General features: G+C 39.5%; 15 protein-coding genes and 1 pseudogene. 14 read left to right on the top strand and 2 right to left on the bottom strand.

Annotation, left to right across the window (positions count from 1 at the left end):
- The first annotated feature begins 4 nt into the window (after positions 1-4).
- The 7 genes from MHH25_RS25555 to MHH25_RS25525 all read left to right on the top strand — a co-directional run bounded on the left by MHH25_RS25555 (position 5) and on the right by MHH25_RS25525 (position 12,551).
- On the top strand, positions 5-5,794 hold the full coding sequence (locus MHH25_RS25555; RefSeq protein WP_340018498.1) for an amino acid adenylation domain-containing protein: 5,790 nt from the start codon (positions 5-7) through the stop codon (positions 5,792-5,794).
- A 31-nt stretch (positions 5,795-5,825) separates the two neighbouring features.
- On the top strand, positions 5,826-7,097 hold the full coding sequence (locus tag MHH25_RS25550; protein WP_340018497.1) for an MFS transporter: 1,272 nt from the start codon (positions 5,826-5,828) through the stop codon (positions 7,095-7,097).
- 287 nt (positions 7,098-7,384) lie between these two features.
- On the top strand, positions 7,385-7,753 hold the full coding sequence (locus MHH25_RS25545; RefSeq protein WP_340018496.1) for a GntR family transcriptional regulator: 369 nt from the start codon (positions 7,385-7,387) through the stop codon (positions 7,751-7,753).
- A gap of 5 nt (positions 7,754-7,758) precedes the next feature.
- On the top strand, positions 7,759-8,637 hold the full coding sequence (locus tag MHH25_RS25540) for an ABC transporter ATP-binding protein (protein WP_340018495.1): 879 nt from the start codon (positions 7,759-7,761) through the stop codon (positions 8,635-8,637).
- A complete protein-coding gene (locus MHH25_RS25535; RefSeq protein ID WP_340018494.1) occupies positions 8,630-9,310 on the top strand; it encodes a hypothetical protein in 681 nt (226 codons plus the stop codon). The genes MHH25_RS25540 and MHH25_RS25535 overlap by 8 nt, the downstream gene beginning before the upstream one ends.
- 42 nt (positions 9,311-9,352) lie before the next feature.
- Complete coding sequence (locus MHH25_RS25530; RefSeq protein WP_340018493.1) at positions 9,353-11,848, top strand: FtsX-like permease family protein; 2,496 nt, start codon at positions 9,353-9,355, stop codon at positions 11,846-11,848.
- A 31-nt stretch (positions 11,849-11,879) separates the two neighbouring features.
- Positions 11,880-12,551 carry an ABC transporter ATP-binding protein gene (locus MHH25_RS25525; protein ID WP_268748576.1) on the top strand — a complete coding sequence of 224 codons (672 nt, stop codon included), beginning with the start codon at positions 11,880-11,882 and terminating at the stop codon, positions 12,549-12,551.
- Between the two features lie 469 nt (positions 12,552-13,020).
- Here the strand turns inward: MHH25_RS25525 and MHH25_RS25520 are convergent, their stop codons facing one another.
- Both MHH25_RS25520 and MHH25_RS25515 read right to left on the bottom strand, forming a co-directional pair.
- Positions 13,021-13,977 (bottom strand): IS30 family transposase, encoded by a 957-nt coding sequence (locus tag MHH25_RS25520; RefSeq protein WP_340018492.1) that lies wholly within the window; start codon positions 13,975-13,977, stop codon positions 13,021-13,023.
- Positions 13,978-14,265: 288 nt separating this feature from the next.
- Positions 14,266-14,664, bottom strand: a pseudogene (locus tag MHH25_RS25515) (cytochrome P450); the annotation flags it as partial.
- Between MHH25_RS25515 and MHH25_RS25510 the strand changes: the two are divergent.
- The 7 genes from MHH25_RS25510 (at position 14,626) to MHH25_RS25480 (ending at position 20,541) form a co-directional block, all read left to right on the top strand.
- Positions 14,626-14,808 (top strand): hypothetical protein, encoded by a 183-nt coding sequence (locus MHH25_RS25510; protein ID WP_155984993.1) that lies wholly within the window; start codon positions 14,626-14,628, stop codon positions 14,806-14,808. The pseudogene MHH25_RS25515 and the gene MHH25_RS25510 sit on opposite strands and share 39 nt — an antisense overlap.
- 111 nt (positions 14,809-14,919) lie before the next feature.
- On the top strand, positions 14,920-15,351 hold the full coding sequence (locus tag MHH25_RS25505; protein WP_162158942.1) for a HAMP domain-containing protein: 432 nt from the start codon (positions 14,920-14,922) through the stop codon (positions 15,349-15,351).
- A 634-nt stretch (positions 15,352-15,985) separates the two neighbouring features.
- Complete coding sequence (locus MHH25_RS25500; protein ID WP_036673263.1) at positions 15,986-16,489, top strand: SMI1/KNR4 family protein; 504 nt, start codon at positions 15,986-15,988, stop codon at positions 16,487-16,489.
- Between the two features lie 332 nt (positions 16,490-16,821).
- A complete protein-coding gene (locus tag MHH25_RS25495; protein ID WP_340018491.1) occupies positions 16,822-17,580 on the top strand; it encodes an SDR family NAD(P)-dependent oxidoreductase in 759 nt (252 codons plus the stop codon).
- A 60-nt stretch (positions 17,581-17,640) separates the two neighbouring features.
- A complete protein-coding gene (locus MHH25_RS25490; RefSeq protein WP_340018490.1) occupies positions 17,641-18,726 on the top strand; it encodes an alkene reductase in 1,086 nt (361 codons plus the stop codon).
- Positions 18,727-18,902: 176 nt separating this feature from the next.
- On the top strand, positions 18,903-19,901 hold the full coding sequence (locus MHH25_RS25485; RefSeq protein WP_340020551.1) for an NADP-dependent oxidoreductase: 999 nt from the start codon (positions 18,903-18,905) through the stop codon (positions 19,899-19,901).
- A 61-nt stretch (positions 19,902-19,962) separates the two neighbouring features.
- Positions 19,963-20,541, top strand: coding sequence for a TetR/AcrR family transcriptional regulator (locus MHH25_RS25480; RefSeq protein ID WP_340018489.1), 579 nt, complete (start codon positions 19,963-19,965; stop codon positions 20,539-20,541).
- Positions 20,542-20,561: the final 20 nt, after the last annotated feature.

Below are 20,561 nucleotides of genomic sequence, written 5' to 3'. Positions count from 1 at the left end.
CGGTATGAACACTAAGCTGGAAGTTGAAAAAATCTATGCACTATCCCCCATGCAGGAAGGCATGCTATTTCATTCCCTCATGGAAGATGCTTCAAATGCGTATTTTGAACAAAATTCGTTCGAATTGGGCGGCTCGCTCAATATTCCCTTATTTGAAGAGAGCTTTAATACTATTATACAAAGGCATGATGTATTTAGGACTTTATTCATACATGAGAAGACCAGTACTCCCCAGCAGGTTGTTCTTAAAAAGCGTCCAGCCAAAGTCAAAGTGGAGGACATTAGCAATTTGACAAGCGATAAACAGGATGAATTCGTGAAACTCTTTAAAGAGGAGGATATTCAGAGAGGGTTTAAACTGTCAAGGGACATCCTTATTCGAATGAGTATTATTAAAAAAAGCGAGCATGCCCATCTCATCATCTGGAGTTTTCATCATATCGTTATGGATGGATGGTGCATGGGGATCGTAACTAAGGAGTTATTTGAAATATACAATGGGTTGATAACGCGGCAAACTCCCAATGTAGGAGCTGTTCAACCTTACGTGAACTATATTAAATGGTTGGAGAGGCAGGATCGAGTTGAAGCCCGACAATATTGGAATGAGTATCTGATTGATTTTATGCAGCCGTCATTTGTGCCATTCATGCAACCTTCCAACAAATCATATGAATACCAGGAGCATCGTTTTAGAATTCAACAAGAAACAATCGAGGCATTATCTAAGTTAGCTAAAAGGCATCAAGTCACTATGAATACAGTGTTTCAAACGATATGGGGAGTATTTTTGCAAAAAAGCAACAATTGCAATGATATCGTATTCGGCACAGTTATTTCAGGGCGGCCCCCAGAAATTATTGGAATAGAAAACATAGTTGGTTTATTCATCAATACAGTTCCTGTTCGGATCAGAAGTAATGCAAGCTTCGCAGATTTATTGCAAGTTGTGCAAAAGGATGCGTTATGGGCTGAAAAATACGGCTATATGAGTCTGTCAGAAATTCAAGCAAACACAGAGTTAAAGCAGGGGCTGATTAACCACGTCTTTGTGTTTGAAAATCAGCCAATTGAGCAAGATATCGAGCAAGCCGAAGAAAATAACCAGTTATTTGGTTTTCAATTCAGCGATTTGCAAGTTTATGAACGCACGAATTATGATTTCAGCGTGATGATTATACCCGGGAAGGATTACATCTTTAGAATGGGATTTAATACATCCTTGTATGAGCCTGGGATGGTCAAACGAATAGAACGGTATATAACGCAGCTCATTCAAACTGTGATTACGAACGACACAATAGCAGTTGAACAGATCGAACTGGTTACAGCAGAAGAAAAAGCAATGATTGTCTCAAAATTCAATAATCCGGTACAAGAGTATGATCGGCGATCCATTCAACAATTGTTTGAGCATCAGGCGGAACTCACGCCTGATGCTATCGCGCTGGAATTTGAATCTGAGAAGCAAATGGAACTTTGGCCATCCGTAGCAGAATATTTTATTTATGATGACTTACTGTACAGTGCAATGACGTTTGATGAGCATCGAAATGCAAGCTATAAAACTGTTATTAACAAGTATGTAAAGGATAAGATCGTTGTGGATATAGGCACTGGAGGTGATGCAATTCTATCCAGATTTAGTGTTGAAGCAGGGGCTAAGCGGGTGTATGCCATCGAAATATTGGAAAGCAGTTATTTAAAGGCGAAGGCAGTCATTGAAAGACTCCATTTGCAGGATAAAATAACGCTCATTCATGGCGATGCTACAAAAATCGAATTACCAGAGAAAGCGGATGTCTGCGTTTCGGAAATTGTGGGAGCAATTGGTGGTGCGGAAGGTTCAGCAGTCATCATTAATAGCGCATGGAGACTACTCAAGGAAGACGGCATAATGATTCCGCTTAGAAGTAAAACAATGATCGCAGCCATTAGTCTACCGGATGAGTTCATTGAAAATATAGGTTTTTCACACCTGGCTGCCGAGTATACAAACAAAGTATTTGAACATGTGGGAAGAGAATTCGACTTGCGTGTCTGCATCAAAAACTTCGACAGACAGCATCTGATTTCAAATTCGAGTATCTTTGAGGATTTAGATCATTCCGGCAAGGTAGATTTGGAAACCTCGGATCAGATCGAGCTATTGATTAGTAAAGATACGAAGATTCAAGGATTTCTTGTATGGCTGAATTTATATGTTTCAGAGGATGAGGTTATTGATATCCTTGACCACGAATATTGCTGGCTACCGGTATTTGTTCCCGTCTTTTACCCTGGTGTTCATGTGTCTAAAGGGGATCGTATTATTGCAACGTGCACTCGCACGTTGTGTGAGAATGGATTGAATCCTGACTTTAATTTAACAGGCTATCTTGAAAAAACGAGTGGGGAATGTGTTCCTTTTAATTATGATATTTTACAGTTCGGTAAACAATTCAGAAACACACCGTTATATCAGAAAGTATTCCGCAATGAACATAAAATTGAAATGTGCAAACAGCCTAAGGCTTTGAATAGCATAACCTATTCCGAATTGAATAGAAAATCGAATCAGATTGCCCACTTGTTAAGACAACAGGGAATTAAACCCGGAGATCTTGTAGGGCTATTAATGGAGCGGCCCCAAGAAATGATTGTTTCAATACTTGCCGTGCTAAAAGCAGGTGGAGCTTACCTTCCCATTGATGCTTCGTACTATCCCGAAGAAAGAATCATGAACATTATTGAAGATAGTACTATAAAGCTACTGTTAACAGATGAATCCATTATTGCGAATAACCTCTCCAAAAAGTTTATTTATAACGTTGAATCAATGGGTAGTCAGGTGCAATTGTTTAAAGAGGTTGCTACGGAAGCTCTTGTCTTCCTGGAAGAGAACCCGGTTGATATTAACAGTCCGGAGGACATAGCTTATGTGATTTATACATCCGGTACAACAGGTGTTCCTAAAGGGGTCATGCTCAAACATAAAGGTGTAGTTAATCTGACTGTATCTCAAAATAAATCATTTGGTATCACCAGTAGCAGCAGAGTGTTGCAATTTGCTTCTTTCAGCTTTGATGCTTCTGTTTCTGAAATTTTCACGGCATTAACTAGTGGGGCAACCTTATATCTCCCGAAAAGAGATAAGGCGTTTGTCTATAACTTAAATACGATACTAAGGGACAAAAAAATTAACGTAGTGACTCTTCCTCCTTCCGTACTGAAGATAATATCTAGTGAAAATCTGCCTGACTTGACAAGTATTATTTCTGCTGGTGAAAGCTACAGTAAGGACTTATTGACAAAATGGTCAAAGGGGAGGAATTTTATTAATGCCTATGGGCCGACAGAATCAACGGTTTGTGCGACTATTTCAGACAGTATTGACCAAGGGAGCCGAATTACAATTGGGAAGCCGATGTCTAATATACAAGTATACATAATAGACAAAAATTTAAATCTGCTCCCTGTAGGGATGGCCGGGGAGATCTGTATTGGCGGGATTGGGCTCGCCCAGGGTTATTTAAAGCGGCCTGAATTAACAGAGCAACGATTCATTGATAATCCATTTATTGCGGGTGAGAAACTTTATCGGACAGGAGATATGGGGCGCTGGATGCTGGATGGAGAGATTGAGTTTTTAGGGAGAATTGACCATCAAGTGAAAATAAGAGGTTTTAGAATTGAGATAGACGAGATTAAGCATCATTTATTGAAACATGAAATGGTAAAAGAAGTGGAGATTATCGATATTGTAAGCAATGAGGATAATCAGCTATACGCCTTTCTTGTAACGAATGGGGATTGCATACCCACTGTATTAAAAGAGCACCTGTCAAACTCTTTGCCAGATTATATGATTCCATCACATTTCGTACAGGTGACAACCATGCCGCTCACTAGGAACGGGAAAGTTGATCGTGCGGCGCTCCAGAAATTTAGTGAGCGTGTCAACTTCAATGACGAAGACGATCAGCCTCGAAATGAAACGGAAGAGATCCTATGCGGCGTTTGGAAAGAAGTGCTCAATAGAGAGAGCGTTGGTGTGAATGAGGCTTTTTCAGACATCGGAGGACATTCTTTAAATGCCATACAGATTGTATCAAAATTAAAAGGCTTGGACATTACACTGCGAATTAATAGTTTATTTGAGCTTCAGACCATTAAAAACATTGCTACCCAGTTTGAAAAAACAGAGGTAACTAATCAAGTTCAAGTTGAAAATGAACAGGCGGCAGAGCTTATGTTGGAGAACGCCCTAGGCTTTAAAGTGAAGTATACGAGGTCTAATGTAGGCGGCAAGACATACTATTGTGTTCATTCAGAGTACACGGATCCTACATCAGTAGACAGGCTTAAAGAAATGATCAAGCAAAATATGGCTCCGACGATTTATCCTCACTATATTTGCGCGATGGATACTGAATGTGTAGCTGAATATAAAACTGAGGACGCATTCGGTCAAGCATTGAATCTAAGTAGCCTAGATGAATCAGAAATCAACGATACGATAAGCAATATGTGGAAGGCACATGAATTGTTCGAAACACAGCTTATGCACAATACGGTGGTGAGTCAGCAAAACGTAGCGCCAATACAGCAATACCATCTGTCAACAATGGATTTCTCAGGAACCTTTCTCAAAATTAGCGGCATGATTTCCATAGAAACCATAAATAAAGCTTTTTATGAACTGTTAAAAAAGCATGATATTTTAAGATGTACCTTGAGTGAAGAAGTGCATGAAGGAAAATGGAACATGCACGCAATGCCGGACAGCATAACATTGCCTTATTTGGATCTGTCGTTATATACCGAGACTTCTAAGAAAAAATGCATGGATACGTTTATCAAGGAGTTTTATTTTAAACCTTATAGCCTATTTAATTCATTCCAATACCGCGTGCTTCTCATTAAGGAGAACATGAAGGAATATTCCCTGTTGCTGCCTTTTGCACATGCCAAATTCGATTTTATGAGTAGTGAAATTATAAAAAAAGATTTAACAACATTTATCAATGCTAATGATGCAAATAAAGAAGTATTACCTGTGCAGAGAAAGAGCTATTGGGATTATGTCGATCAAATCTTGGATGGGCCTTATGAAATAACGGATTCTCAGATAGTGGATCTATACCATCTAAGTATTTTCAAGGAACAAGCTGAAAAAGTGGCGGAGTATGGAAAAATACAGGATTTTGATCGAATAACAAAAGTGGAGTATGAAATTGATCATTCTAGCACAGCCTTGCTTGAAGATATAACAGGTTTTCTGCTCTCTTTAACTGGCGTGGTTATGAGTCGTTTATCCGGATTGGAGAGAATTCCAGTCTATGTTGTGAACTATGGAAGATCGTATATGGGAACGACATATTATGATACAATCGGTGAATTTATTGATACTATTCCATTTGTTCTTGATAGTAATGATAATCCAGACAAAGTCACAACTGATATCAAGGAAAGGCTACAAATTGCACAACAGAAAAATATCAATTTTGCTGGACTAATATTTAATGAAAATTTGAAACAAAAGTTTCCGGATGCAGGTCAGTTGTTACAGGACATACCAGATAATCTCCAAATTATATTTAATTTCATTGGTTATACGAGTGAACCATATCATCATGTAGAACAGATGATTGAACAAAATTTGGAGTTTGCGCCGCATAATCGCATTTTGTTCGAGGCTATTCGTCAAGAGCATACTACGGTGTTCAAGGCAATTTTCCCTTATCGGTTGGATGAGGCATTATTCAAAGAGTGTGTAGAAGCTAAATTATATAATCCTATAGGTCGCATTTAAAATAACTAATGGAATAATGGAGAAGTGGAGCATGGAAACTCAAAAAAACCTAATTTTAACGAAGTCTATGAGAGGTTCACAGAGGAACTTTTATATCTTTACGTTAGCCCGTCTGATATCTGAACTGGGGTCTTCCATTTTTAAGTTTGCCTTAAGTTTATATATTCTTGACATAACAGGGTCAGCAGCAGCTTTTTCGATGATTTTAGCACTTTCTATATTTCCAGGCGTATTTGTGAATATTTTTGGTGGAGTATTGGTAGATAAAAGTAATAAAAAGAAGATTATCGTCTGGAGTGAACTAATCAGCGCAATCGTCTTATTTTCACTTTTTTTTCTGTTCCAGAATTATTCTACTAGCCTGATTCTCTTTACTTGCTTTTCTGTCGTATTAAGTATTATTAATGCTTTCTTTGCTCTGGCGCTCAATGCTTCAATTCCTAACCTGGCAGCAAAAGAGCACGTAACCAAACTAAATTCTATCTATCAAGGGTTAGGTTCAATCATCAATATTATAGGTCCTATTCTAGGGGCATTGTTATACAGGAAATTTGGCTTTAGTGATATTTTATTGATTGAAGGCATTTGTTTTATACTCGCGGGTATTGTTGAAATGTTCCTTATTTTCAGAGTTGATGATGAACAGCAGGCACATAAAAGTTATATGGAGGGCTTTAAGGATGTATGGAGGTATCTAAAGTCTCAGGAGACTATTATTTATTTGCTATCCATCGTAGTCATTATCAATTTCATGCTTGTTCCGTTAATGTCCGTCGTACTTCCATTCATCATTTACAAAGGAATCGAGCTGACGGCAACGCATCTATCATGGGTTCAGGCGATGTGGTCGGTTGGTTTTATTGGGGGAGCCGTCGTTGTATCTATTCAGGCAGTGGGCAAGAAAGTGATTAATAAACTGTTTATTTTGGTACAGTTACAATCCATCATAATTGTCATGTGGGCTTTCCCTAAGTTATCAAATATTGATGCCAATAATCATTCATTAATTGTCGCTATATACTGTATTATTTTAGCGATTGGCGGATTTTTTAATGCGATGACTAATATTCCAATGTTAACGTATCTGCAACTCCACATTCCTGATAAGCTACGGGCAAGTGTATTTGGCGTCGTAAACACGGCTATACAGATCGCTGTACCTATAGGTATTTGGGGGTATGGGCTTGCCTTGGAAAAAGTGAACTGGACGGTTGTGGTCAGTATTTCGGGAGTACTACTATTCATTGTTGCGTTGTTAGCACATCAAAACAAGCCGTTAAGAAACTTCTTTCAAAACAAATGAGGAGAGGCCTGGTTATTTCATTTCAGTCTAGCTCCAGTAAAGAGTATGGGGACTACCTTTATGCGGATCTCTAACGATGAGAAAGTGCAGCATTGAGTTTAAAAACAACAGAGCAGCGATTCTTTCGTTACTAGAGAGTAGCTGCTCTGTGTTTTAGGCTCAGGGCTACTTGTTGGATCTGGTGTTTTTTTATTTTTTTAAATATCTGAGAAAAATTGACAAGAAACTGATTGTGTTATATAGTTAACTACATGAGTAACTAACCAGATAAGTGAAGGGTGATCTAATTGAAGGCTAGCTTTGATGAAGGGCAGCCGATTTTTCAGCAGATTGCTGAAATGATTGAGGATGGAATTCTTAACGGAACATATACAGAGGATGGTCAGATCATGTCAACAACTCAGTTTTCCAATATGTATCATATAAATCCGGCGACTGCTGTTAAAGGAATAAACTTGCTTGTTGATAATGAGATTCTCTACAAAAAAAGAGGGTTGGGTATTTTTGTTACACGGGGTGCCCAGGCAAAAATTTTAAGCCAGAGAAGAAAAACGTTTTATCATGATTATGTTATGAAGCTCTTAATAGAGGCTGATAAAATTTGTCTGGAAACTGAAGATATTATTGACATGATTAATAATGGGCTAAAGGAGTAACTTCAATGGCTATAGTATTGGAATCCAAGAAGCTGGTTAAAACTTATGGGAATCTAGACGCTATCCGAAATGTTGATTTATTGTTCAAAGACAATACAATCTATGGTTTGCTTGGGCCAAATGGAGCAGGTAAAACTACACTGATGGATATGCTTAGCGGCGGACTGTTTCCGAGTGACGGTACGATTAAGGTTCAAGATGAGATTTTGAAAAAGGGGGTCACCCCTAAAGGAATGTGTTATGTAAGAGAGAAAAATATTCATTTCACGCGTTTAAAAGTTTCCGAAGTGTTGAGGGTAGCAGCTTCCTTTTATGAGAACTGGGATTGGGAGTTCACCAAAGAACTGCTGCAACTGTTCGATGTGAATACGAATAAAAAAGTAAGCCAGTTGTCGAGAGGCGCGCAGTCGCTAGTTGGAAATATAATAGGACTTGCGAGCAGGGCTCCGATAACCCTGTTTGATGAGCCGGTACTCGGTTTGGATGTCATAATGAGGGAAAAGTTTTATAATGTGTTGTTAACGGATTATGCGAATCATCCGCGGACAATAATATTATCCACCCATTTATTGGATGAAATATCTAAAATTGTTGAAGAAATTTATATTCTTAATAAAGGGAGCATATTGCTGAATAAATCTATGGAAGATATCAGGAGTAAAGCCTATATTGTATCAGGAAGGCCTGATGCTCTTAAAGAATTCTTAAGTAATAAGAACATTTTGAAAGTAGAGGATTACGGAAACATGGAAGTTGCCACTGTATTTGATGACATAAGTGATATGGAGAAGAGAGATTCCCAGAAGCTAGACATCTCCATTACAGGAATGCCACTTCAAAGGCTGTTTACTGATTTGGTAGGGAGTGTGAGAAACAATGACTAGAATAAGAGGCGTTATCGTTGGTGCATACTCTCTTTTGAAGCTGTACTTATTTATCATTATTGTGTTGGAGGGACTACACTTTCTGATCAACTCTATTTTAGGTATCAGTGGCCTGAATCAGAATCCTGAAGTGTCGGCAGGTAATATTGTGACGTCCTTTCTCATCGTGATGGCTATCATATTGCCCATTTTCTTATTCAAACGAATTTTGAATTTGGGAGCATCTCGAGGTGAGTATTATATTGGTAGTATAGCTACATATCTTCTATTCACAGTGGTCTTCTCCATATTCAATATATTGTGGTATTTACTTGAGATTAATGTATTTGTTAAATACAAAAACTACTTCAATATTATTGAGATTCTCAACTGGGATCAACATGGGATTTTGGGGATGTTCATATACCAGTTTGGGGCTTACTTACTCGCTATTTCATTGTTCAACTTTATTGTAACTTCTCTTAAAAGCAGGCTTGGAATTATTCTCAGCTTAATTATAGCAGGGGGGATATCTTCTATTTTATCCATAAAAGCACTGAGAACCGTTTTTGTAGAAAGACTTATCGATGTCATTATGAATCCGAACATCATTGTGGGAACAATGCTAACTTTAGTTGTGGCAGTCTTCTTTTTTGCAATCGGGTGGTGTTTCATCTCAAAAAAGGAAATATAATTATGAATTTTCCGAAAGTAAACTGGCCTTGGAGAGTGAATTATGAATATTATTGCTAGAAGTATTATCAAAAGCATTGCTGAAAGAAAATTTCGAACCTGTCTAATTATATTTTCGATTTTGATTGCTACTGCGCTCTTTTTTTCTTCCATTACAATTTCGAATTCATTAACCCATGTGTATACACAGAAGCTGGAAAATGCACAGGGGAATGCAGATATTATAATTAAAAGCGTGGATAATACTGACCCGTTTTTCTCGGCAAATAAGGCTGAGAATTTGAGTAAAAGCACGTCCTATAATATCGGGGAAATACAGAGTCCTGCTATATATATAACTGAGAGTAATAACATAAATTGGTTTAACTTGCATGGGTTAGAGGAGGGCGAACTTGAAAAACTGAATCCAATTACGTTCGTAGACAAACAAAATAACCAGCTCTTCGAAGGAAATAAGATCATTGTCAGTCAGGGAGTAGCTGATAAATTCAAGCTTAGCATAGGTGATGCTATTGTTTTGGAGGTTAACGGTAAGAAGCAATCCTTCAATATATATGGAATCTCAAATCCAATGGGTTATTTTATGGATGAGTCTCAGTTCTATTCTGCAATCGTGCCCAAAGGATTGCTCAGTCAAATATACCAGACAAACGGTTTGGTTAATTATGTGAATATCAAACTCGCGGACGTCACTGATAAGCCAGCAGCCATTACGGAGCTGTCAGCTATGTATAAAGACCAAATGGTGAAAGATCCAGTGTCTCCAGAGGATATTAAAAGTCAAACTAGCGTTCTAAGTACCGCACTTATGGTTATGGTTGTTGTAGTCACTTTTATGAGCATATTCATCATATACACATGCTTTAAAGTTCTGACGATTGAGCGGCTTCCAATGGTAGGAACTTTTAGAAGTATAGGAGCTACAAAGAAAGTCATTCATTTATTACTTATTGCGGAAAGTTTATTTTATGGTGTGATTGGTGCGGTATTGGGTAGCGCTCTAGGTGTTGTCATTCTTAACTATATCACTTCCATGACGACTCCGGGTTATATTGAGCAGTCCCCAATAATGTCTCAGTTCTCGCCTGTACATATAGTTGCATCTTCCCTATTTGCCATTCTATTGTGCTTGGGAAGCTCGCTCATGCCTATTCTTAAAACATCAAAAGCTCCACTTAAAGAAGTGATATTAAACCTTACAGAATTAAAGGATTTGGGAAAAAGAAAGAAATTTATTATAGGTCTTGTCTTTATCGCATTAATTGTGATATTCGCGCCAATGGTTACTGGCCAATTATCCGTAGTAGTTATAGGTGTGAGCGTTATTTTAGCAGGCGTGGCATTAACGCTGGTGATTCCTTTCTTGACTGAACTTGCTGCGGTGATTCTTGAGAAACCATATGCTCTCATCTTCGGTAATATAGGATCGCTTGCGTTGAGAAACATTCGAGGAAACAGCAATATGATGAATACTATATCGTTAATCGCGATTGGTATCACTTCGATTATGTTTGTCAATACGGCGAGTAACAGTGTATTGACAGCAACTACGAATTTGTATTCAGAAAGTTCCACCTTTGATATTAAGATGACCGCTGCGGGAGCCGATCAACAGCTTGTGAATAATATTCAGAAAGTCGACGGTGTAAAGGACGTATATGCGAACTATGAAGCTAAAAATGTAAAAGTAATTGATAAAAACGGAGATATTCTTGCTATAGACAGTGTGGATTCGAATAGGCATCTTGATTTTTGGAAAGTAGATGTGGTTGGTGATGCCAAGGAGCAACTGAAAAGCTTAGATAACGAGCGTAATATTCTGCTTGCCGTTCAGGTAAAAGAAAGACTTGGTGTTAAAGACGGGGATACAATTACGCTGGCATTTCCTAAGGGGGATAAAGAATATAAAGTTCAAGGTAACTTTAACACTCTGATGTATACAGGCAACTATGCGTTAATTTCTGAGAAGTATATGAAAGAGGATTTAGGCACGACCATGTATTCTAATATGTATATTAAAACAAATCAAAATCCGAGTACGGTTGCTAAAAAAATGGAACGGCAATTTTTCTCTGATAGGCCTCAGATTATAACAGTGAAAGATTGGCAACAGGAAAACGTCAAGAGCAACGAGCAGATATTTAGTATATTAAAAGGTTTTGCATTTCTCTCTATGCTGATTGGCATTGTTGGTGTATTTAATAATCTGGTTATCAATCTTATCCAGAGAAGACGAAGTCTAGCGATGCTTCGTTCCATCGGAATGAGCAAGGCTCAGACCGCTAAAATGATATTTATTGAATCATTAACGCTTGGCTTAATTGGTGGTGTGTTTGGATGTTTGGGTGGGTATTTACTTATTTGGCTGCTTCCGTATATTTATAAAGCGCTATACATTCCACCAGTATATATTTTCTATCCGTTTAGCCAAGTGTGGCTATATTTCCTAGCATCCGCTTGCATCGCCATCGTGGCTTCCATTAGCCCAATGATTAAATCATCTAAGTTAAATATTATTAATGTAATTAAATACGAATAGATGATCAAAAGGAGAGAGAGCAATGAGTATTATCGTTGAAACTAGAAATGTATCTAAAAGCTATCAAATGGGCGGTCTTTCGGCAGAAATTTTGAAAAATGTGAATCTTCAAATTAATAAAGGCGAATTTATTAGTATTATGGGCTCCTCCGGTTCTGGAAAAAGCACATTATTATATTTAATAGGCGGCCTGGACAAACCGAGTGCAGGTAAGATCGAGATACTTGGTAAAGAAATTTCCGTGATGAAAGACAAGGACGAAAGTATTATGAGAAGACGGGATATCGGATTTGTATTTCAGTTTTATAATTTAATTCCCAATTTAAGTGTGGAAGAAAATATTATGCTGCCTATGCTTCTGGATGGAAAGCCTAAAAGCAGCTACCGTGATAAATTGGATGATATTATTGAAATTGTGGGCTTGTCGGATAGAAGAAAACATACACCAAGGGAACTGTCTGGCGGACAGCAGCAAAGAGTGGCTATTGCCCGAGCATTAATCAATGAACCTGAACTCATTCTAGCGGACGAGCCAATAGGCAACCTGGACAGTACAACCGGTATGGAAATTATGGAACTGTTCAAAAAAATTAATAAGGAACATGGCAAAACTATTATTCAAGTGACACATTCTCAAGAAGCAACTGTATACGGAAACCGTATCATTCGTTTGAAAGATGGAGTTTTGCAGAAAGAGGCGTAAGTAGATATAAAGTTATTACGCCAGCTCCCAAAAGACTGGAAATTGCGCAGGTATTATCCTGTCCAATCTCTAGTCTTTTTCTCTTCGTAAAGTTTTATCTTTCCCAAATTCTACAATTAAAATGAAAATTGAAAGACTGGAAGAAATGTCGCTCACAAAGAAATTATTATCTCTTTTTTTCATCAGTCGTAGAAGTCTGCTGAATGCATATGTGACGTAGTTACGTCAGTATATATGGTAAAAAATGGCCGTTCTCAGCAGCCTCAAATGGTAGTAAGTCGGCATACTGCTCGCTGAACAAGAGGAGATTCGGCTAGGAAATGTGAACAATATACATATGGTCGTTAGAGACATTAGCTTCACAGCAGTATCGGATAGCGGGCTCTCCAGGCGGTCAGAAAAATGGCGTGAAGTAGGAAAAAATTGTACGAACCATTGGTAGTTAATAAGTATTCTATACGACCGATTGTCAAACCAAGTGCGACAGTTCCTCTGTGAAAGATTCGTGAGCGGTTCTCCAACCCAAGCATTTTCGTGGTCTGTGATTCATTAGATCGAGTGAATGGGCGAGATCTTCATCCTCCACTTGAGCGAGATCGGTACCTTTAGGGAAAAACTCTCGAAGCAACCCGTTTGCATTCTCGTTGGAACCGCGTTGCCAAGACGAATATGGATCAGCAAAATAAACGTGCATGTTGTGGGTCGTTTCCAGATTGGCATAGCATGCAAACTCCTTTCCTCGATCAGCCGTAGCTGTGAGGAAGGTCCCTGTAGGGTACTGTGAGATCGCTACACCGAGCGCAATCTCCATCGACAAAGCGGTACGGTCGGGCATGAGAACACCGGTATATAGGCGTGTTTTTCGTTCAATCAACGTCGCTACGCAGCCTTTACTTTTCCCGCGACCCGATACGACGGTATCCAGTCCCCAGTGTCCAAACGTTTCACGGGAACGAACCTCTTTGGGGCGATCTGAAATGGGTTGACCAATAGCGAATTTACCGCGAGTTTCTGCGGGTTTCTGGCGCTTCCCCTTGTGTCGAAGAACCTGTAATACACCTCGAACCAAGCACCCAGCGTAGATCCAGCGGTAGATGGTTTTGAAGGAGACTGCACGGCGGCCTTCGGTGCGGAAACGTTCAGTGATTTGTTCCGGAGACCACGTTGCCTCCAGTTTTTCCTCCAGTGAAGTAGCCAAGGCGTCTGAGCATTTACCTGGTGAGACAGAAACCTTACGACGCTCCTCATACGCGTTCTGAGCTTGTTCTGCCTGATAGGGATGCGATGCAACAACACGATCTAGCTCACGGCAAATCGTGGAAGGATGTCTACCCAGTTCCTTTGCAATGGTTCGTGAACTTTGGCCTTGCTTGTGGAGGATTTCTAGCTTGCTGCGTTCGTTTATGCTAAGATGTGAATAACTCATGGACTGATTCTCCTTGTGTGAATGCTGGTGTGGTAACTTTCATTCTACACGAATCAGCTATGAGCCATTTTTTTATTTTCAGTAGGTGTCGCACTTCATATTACAATCCGTCATATGATTTAGTAAGATAAACTTCCTGCTGATAACAAACTTAATAACTAACTCGAACAGTCCCCATGAATAGTAATAATTCTTCGGGGACTGTTTGTTCTTTATTTGTATTTATTAAATTTATTAATGAGTAATGAACCTTATCTGCCATAAGTGTCACATACGTGAAAATTATATTTACTTATACAACTTTAAAGGTAGGCTTATTAAAGATTGTCCTGCGGCAGAAGGAGTAAGATTATCTTCTAGTATGAATCCATCCACTGGCTCAATTTTGTTGAAAGTTTTTAAAAATGTAGTCAGTACAATTTTGCCCTCCAAGCGTGCCAAGGGTGCTCCCAGACAGAAGTGCGTACCAAAACCAAATGCAAGTTGTTTGTTATTGTTTGAGCGATGAATATTAAGTTTGAACGGATCTTCGAACATATTCTCATCCGTATTGGCTGCACTCATCCATGCTACGATGGCGTCTCCTTTTTTCATCTTAACTCCAAGCAGATCGTTATCCTCTTTGACCATGCGGTCCATTTTACTGATGTGAAAGCGATATCTCAGCATTTCTTCTACCGCAGCAGGATCGAACAGGCACAGATGAATCCATGGGACAATCCGGAATGGATGCTGTTGTCTTACAATAAACCTGCTAAGGCATCTTCCTTTATGGAAGGAAAAGAAGCTTCGAAAGCGATGGATGAGAATGTTCAAACATGGTGGCAATGAGGTGAAGCAGGTCTATCATGTTATTACTCAGCAGATGGGTTCGGCAAATTGATGCTCGTTATGAGTAAACCTTATGTATACTTAGACCTCAATCAGAAGGATTACTTTATATTGGCTACTTCCAACGGTGTACCATTGCAAAATGCTGATTTTGTTCACAAGCGTGATATCGATTTATCTGGTGACTCAAGCCACTATTATTTTACCGGAACTGATAAAGATTATATGGTCATTGGGCAGGACTCAAAAAGAGGTGACCTAAGATTAACAGTTGTGGATAATGAAAATAATATTCTCGAAGGACTTAACTATATCCAAATTGTGATCAGCCTAATAGCCCTACTTTCAGTTCTCTGCATCCCATTAACCTTTATTGTATTACGGAAGTGGATTTTTAAGCCAATCACAAAGTTAAAACAAGCCATAAAGAAACTTGAAGGTGGTGACCAAAATCATAGTATTAAAGTAGAAGAGCATCCATATGAATTTACGCTGTTAAGTGATACTTTTAACCATTTTCACATCAGAAATTCAGCAACTTAAAATTAATGTATATGAGGAGCAAATTCATAAACAGAAGGCGGAACTCTAGTATCTTCAAATGCAAATCAAACCTCATTTTCACTTGAATGCATTCAATACCATTTATAGCATGTCTCAGATGAAGGACTATAGTTTGATTCAGGAGATAGTTCGCAGTTTGTCGGATTATTTAAGGTATACGGTTAAGGGGAACCTTACACTTGTCCCATTCGAGGACGAATTAAAGCATGTCCAAACATTTCTGCAAATTCAAAAAATTCGCTCGGGGGAGAATTTGATTTGTCATATTGATGCAAATCAGCAGTTAATGAATTTACAGATGCCTCCTTTAATCTTGCATACCTTTATTGAGAATATTATGAAACTGCCTGTCAATGGATGAACCGATATCAGTACTTATTAAAGCAACATGGCTTGAAGACGAAAAAGACAAGTGTGCAAGTATTATAATCCAAGATAATGGAAACGGATTTTCCGCAGAAGCTCAGGAACCTGGTTGCCGCTTTTCCCAACCATGTTTCCAGTCTTTTTGTTTTTCTCTTTGAAGCACGACAGCAGGGATTTTCCATTCAAATTCCGAATAGGTGATATAGTTTCTATTTCTTAAGCTGATAGGCAGGTGTATAAATTGGAAATGAATAATGGAAAAGAAAAAACTCACCTTAGGGAATTTATGGCTTGGGCCGGGGAAAAGGGCTGGGACATAATGAGTAAATCCGGTTCGCAGTCACATTTAAACAGCAGCATTACTTCAAGATATAAAGGACTTCCAGATGAATATTTAGAATTTCTAAATGTAGTTGAAAAATGCGTTGCACCGGATGAGCAAACCTGGTTTATTTGTGAGGCTGAGTTCAACAATAGCACGGAGACCGCATTCCAATGGAATGAATTTGAAATGCTTAGTTTGGAGGCAGCAGAGGGTGATTCTATTTGGCAGTCAGAGATAACGGCTTGGTGGGATCATCACTTGCCGATCGTAATGTCTGTGGAAGATGGATATTCCTTCTATGCCATTGACTTAACAACCGACAGTGGAGCTATTGTCCGTGGATGTGAGCCTGAATTTGAAGAGGTTGAAAAGGTATCCGATTCGTTTGGAGAATTTCTGGCATGGATGATGTCGAATTCAGATTAGCATAGCCAGGAAAGGTTGATGGTTATACTTATGGCCATTGGCCTGACATTAGATTAACCAATGAAGGAAAAGTTAGTGCTGCTTAAATAGAAGGAGTGAAACGATATAGGAATTCTTAATTTATGATATAAAATGGTTTATATAGCGTTTCTCTTCTCATTTAAGTAAGTTCCAAGCATGTTTTCTACATATAAAATAATTCTTTACTGTTCGTTCTAGAAATGATATGCTAACAGCAAGTTAGATCTAACTAGTTTTTTTTACACATTAAAGAATGATCGTTCTCGAAACTAAAACTACACTACTCTAAAGAATATAAGGGAGAGAATAAGATGAAATACACCGTAATTACAGGAGCAAGTTCAGGAATTGGATATGAAACAGCATTGGCATTTGCAGCACGGGGCAAAAACTTGATTTTGGTAGCTAGAAGATTGGATAAGCTTGAAGAGCTTAAATCGACTATTCAGGGTATCGATCCTAAAGTAAATGTTATCGTTCATACAAGCGATTTGTCTGTTACCGCAGAGGCGTACACGCTATATAACGATTTGAAGGAATATGAAATTGAGACTTGGATTAATAATGCAGGGCTTGGAGAAGGCTCGTTCATTGCTGAACAGAATTTGGATAAAGTGGAGACCATGCTGCGTGTTAACATCGAATCTTTGACCATTCTATCTACATTGTATGTGCGAGATTATGCGAATGTGGAAGGCACTCAATTGATTAACATCTCATCCGCACTCGGATATGCCATTGCTGTAGGCAGTGTGGCTTACTCTGCATCGAAATACTACGTTAGTGCCTTCACAGAGGGCCTTGCCAAAGAACTGGAATTGAAGGGTGCAAAACTAAAAGCGAAGGTGCTTGCACCAGCGGTCACGGAAACAGAATTTGTGCAAAAATCAATAGATGCTGAAGGATTTGATTACAAAGCGAATATGTCCAAATATCATACTGCTAAAGAAATGGCAGGCTTCATGATCGATCTTTATGATCATAACGAAGTGGTTGTAGGGATTGTAGATCAGAACTATGATTTCCAGCTGACAGGTGCGATCTACCCGGTGATTTCAGAATTGAATTAATACAGCAGAATCTAGAGGATACATCTACAAAATCTCACATAAGAAGAGGAGTACATCCAAATGGAAAAGATATGGAGTAAAACAAAGATTGGTAACATGGAATTGTCTCATCGACTAGCGATGGCACCTATGACACGCAGTAGAGCACAAGAAGATGGTACACCTGGAGAGTTGGCAGCACTTTATTATGCTCAACGCGCAACGATGGGACTCCTGATTACGGAAGGAACGCAACCTTCCGATGATGGACAGGGATACTTGTGGTCACCTGGCATCTACACCGATAAGCATATTGATGGATGGAAAAAGGTAACGGATGCGGTGCATGAAGCTGGCGGATATGTATACATTCAATTAATGCATGCGGGTCGCATGTCACATCCGGACAATACCCCGCATCATCGTCAACCGGTTGCTCCATCAGCAATCGCACCGGGTGTAGAAATGTTTACGGCTACAGGGATGCAGGATATCCCCGTTCCCCGGGAATTGAGTCAGGAGGATATTCAAACGACCATTGCCGATTTCCGAAAAGCAGCAGCCGCAGCGATCGAAGCAGGGGCGGATGGCGTCGAGATTCATGGGGCCAACGGATACTTGATCAATCAATTCTTGGGAGAAAATTCAAATACACGGACAGATGAGTATGGCGGGTCTATTGAAAATCGTACTCGCTTTGCAATTGAAGTAACCAAAGCCATCGTGGAGGAAATAGGGGCAGAACGAACAGGCTTCCGTATCTCACCAGGGACACCGCTGGGTGGAATTCAAGATGGCGAACAAGGTCCTGAACTCTATCGCTATCTTGTAGAAGAATTGGCTCAATTGGATTTGGCTTACCTTCATGTTATGCATATTGGAGATGAACAACTGCTCCAAGACATTCGTTCGATCTGGCAAAATCCATTGTTGGTCAATCGGGCTGGAAGAACGTTGGATGATCTTAGTGTCGATTTAGATAATGGTCTCGCTGATGTGGTACCTGTAGGTGTATGGTCCTTGGCTAATCCAGATTTGGTGGAACGACTTCAACAAGGTGCGCCACTCAATGAAGCAGATCCGACAACCTTCTTTGGATTGGGAAGTAAGGGCTACACGGATTATCCTACGTTGGAAGAATTAAAGTCGCAAGAGGGGCTACACTAGCACAAAGCATGGGTCATGGCGTACAACTAAACATTGCGCGCCATGTTCCTACATAAGTTGAACTAATCATTTTACACGATAACAGCGATTGGAAGGTTGTTCTGTCATCGTAGTATCAGTGTAAATAATCTTTAGTTCAACTTATGTAGTCTATAAGCAAAGGAAGAGGATAAATGATGAGAGCAGCTCAAATACAGAAATACTCTAAAAAAATCCAGGTGGAAATTAATGATATTGCGACACCTCAGATCCAGAGCCATGAGGTTCTTGTCAGAGTAAAAGCAGCGGGTGTAAATCCACTGGATATCTTGAATATGAATGGCAGTGTTCGGATGATTGCCGACTATGCGTTACCTTTAACTTTAGGGAATGAATTATCGGGTGTCATTGAAGCTGTCGGTGATGATGTTTTGAATTTTAAAGTGGGTGATAAGGTTTATACAAGGTTACCTCTGAATAAAATTGGTGCTTTTGCTGAATATGCGGCTGTACATGAGGATGCTTTATCCATGATGCCTGAAAATCTGTCTTTTATCGAAGCTGCTGCAGTACCCCTTACTGCCTTGACCGCGTATCAAGCATTGCATGATGTGCTCCGAGCGGAACCGAATAAAAAGTTGTTTATTCCTGGCGGAACCGGGGGATTCGGTGCGATGGCTATCCCAATTGCCAAATCTATGGGATTAACGGTGATTACAAGTGGCAGTGAACGGGGCAGAGCACGTACTTTATCCATTGGAGCAGATAAATTCATTAATTATAAGACCGAGCAGTATGCTGATATTCTGTCGAATATTGATTATGTGATCGATACCTTGGGTGCGGACGAGATCAAAGATGAACTGAGCATTTTGAAACCACAGGGGAAATTAGTCTCTTTGAAGGCAGGACCCAATTATCGCTTTGCAGTGGACAGTCAATTCCCGTTGTGGAAAAGAGCATTGTTTGGTCTCGTAGGTGCACGCCTGGATTCTTTAGCGCGTAAGAATCAAAATGAATATCGTTTTTTATTTGTGCACTCCAGTGGAGTTCAATTGCAAGAGATTACAGCTCTTGTAGAAAAAGAAGACATTAAACCTTCGATCGATTCTACGTATACGTTTGATGACATTGAAAAGGCATTGATTAAAGTGTCCACGGGTCACTCTCAGGGCAAAGTCATTGTTACCTTTTAAAGGCTCGATAGGATCATGCTTATGCTATTCAATGTTCGTTTTCTGAACAGGAGGGAAACCAATGGCGAGAAGCAAAGAGTTCGAAGAGTCTGTTGTACTGGATAAAGCGATGAGACTTTTTTGGGAACAAGGTTACGAGAAGACGTCTATGACGGATCTGGTTAATCATATGGGAATTCATCGTAAAAGCTTGTATGACACATTTGGTGACAAACATACCTTGTTTCTAAAGTCAGTAGATCTGTATGATCACAAAATCAGCTCCGCTCTTGCAGCAGGCGTAAAGCGTTCTAAAACGGCAACGGAAGCACTTCAGTTTATATTTCTTTCTTTAATTCATGGAGAGGAATCTCCAGCATCAGGCTGCTTCATTGTTAATTCGACGGTAGAATTGGCGGCACGTGATAAAGACATGAACCACCGATCGACGGAGATGTTTGCAAATACGGAGAAACTAATCAAGGACATTATGGTGTGGGGACAGCAAGAAGGTGAATTCACAACGGAGTACAACGGCGAAGTATTAGCGGAATATCTGCATAACGTAAGCATTGGGTTAAGGGGGATGGCCAAGACCTCGATGACCAAGGAAAAACTTCTTCGTATAGCGACGCTATCCATGGATCTCATACGGAGGTAGTCTATTTTTTTCACTATTAT

The sequence above is a fragment of the Paenibacillus sp. FSL H3-0457 genome (assembly GCF_037981725.1).
GTDB classification, from domain to species: Bacteria; Bacillota; Bacilli; order Paenibacillales; family Paenibacillaceae; genus Paenibacillus; species Paenibacillus amylolyticus.
Note: the sequence above shows the minus strand (reverse complement) of the source record. Positions and strands in the feature narration are given on the sequence as shown.

Bases quoted from the DNA above. Each gene is read 5' to 3' on its own strand.
- MHH25_RS25555 (WP_340018498.1), top strand. From the start codon at position 5: ATGAACACTAAGCTGGAAGTTGAAAAAATCTATGCACTATCCCCCATG.
- MHH25_RS25550 (WP_340018497.1), top strand. From the start codon at position 5,826: ATGGAAACTCAAAAAAACCTAATTTTAACGAAGTCTATGAGAGGTTCA.
- MHH25_RS25540 (WP_340018495.1), top strand. From the start codon at position 7,759: ATGGCTATAGTATTGGAATCCAAGAAGCTGGTTAAAACTTATGGGAAT.
- MHH25_RS25535 (WP_340018494.1), top strand. From the start codon at position 8,630: ATGACTAGAATAAGAGGCGTTATCGTTGGTGCATACTCTCTTTTGAAG.
- MHH25_RS25530 (WP_340018493.1), top strand. From the start codon at position 9,353: ATGAATATTATTGCTAGAAGTATTATCAAAAGCATTGCTGAAAGAAAA.
- MHH25_RS25520 (WP_340018492.1), bottom strand. From the start codon at position 13,977: ATGAGTTATTCACATCTTAGCATAAACGAACGCAGCAAGCTAGAAATC.
- MHH25_RS25500 (WP_036673263.1), top strand. From the start codon at position 15,986: ATGAATAATGGAAAAGAAAAAACTCACCTTAGGGAATTTATGGCTTGG.
- MHH25_RS25495 (WP_340018491.1), top strand. From the start codon at position 16,822: ATGAAATACACCGTAATTACAGGAGCAAGTTCAGGAATTGGATATGAA.
- MHH25_RS25490 (WP_340018490.1), top strand. From the start codon at position 17,641: ATGGAAAAGATATGGAGTAAAACAAAGATTGGTAACATGGAATTGTCT.
- MHH25_RS25485 (WP_340020551.1), top strand. From the start codon at position 18,903: ATGAGAGCAGCTCAAATACAGAAATACTCTAAAAAAATCCAGGTGGAA.
- MHH25_RS25480 (WP_340018489.1), top strand. From the start codon at position 19,963: ATGGCGAGAAGCAAAGAGTTCGAAGAGTCTGTTGTACTGGATAAAGCG.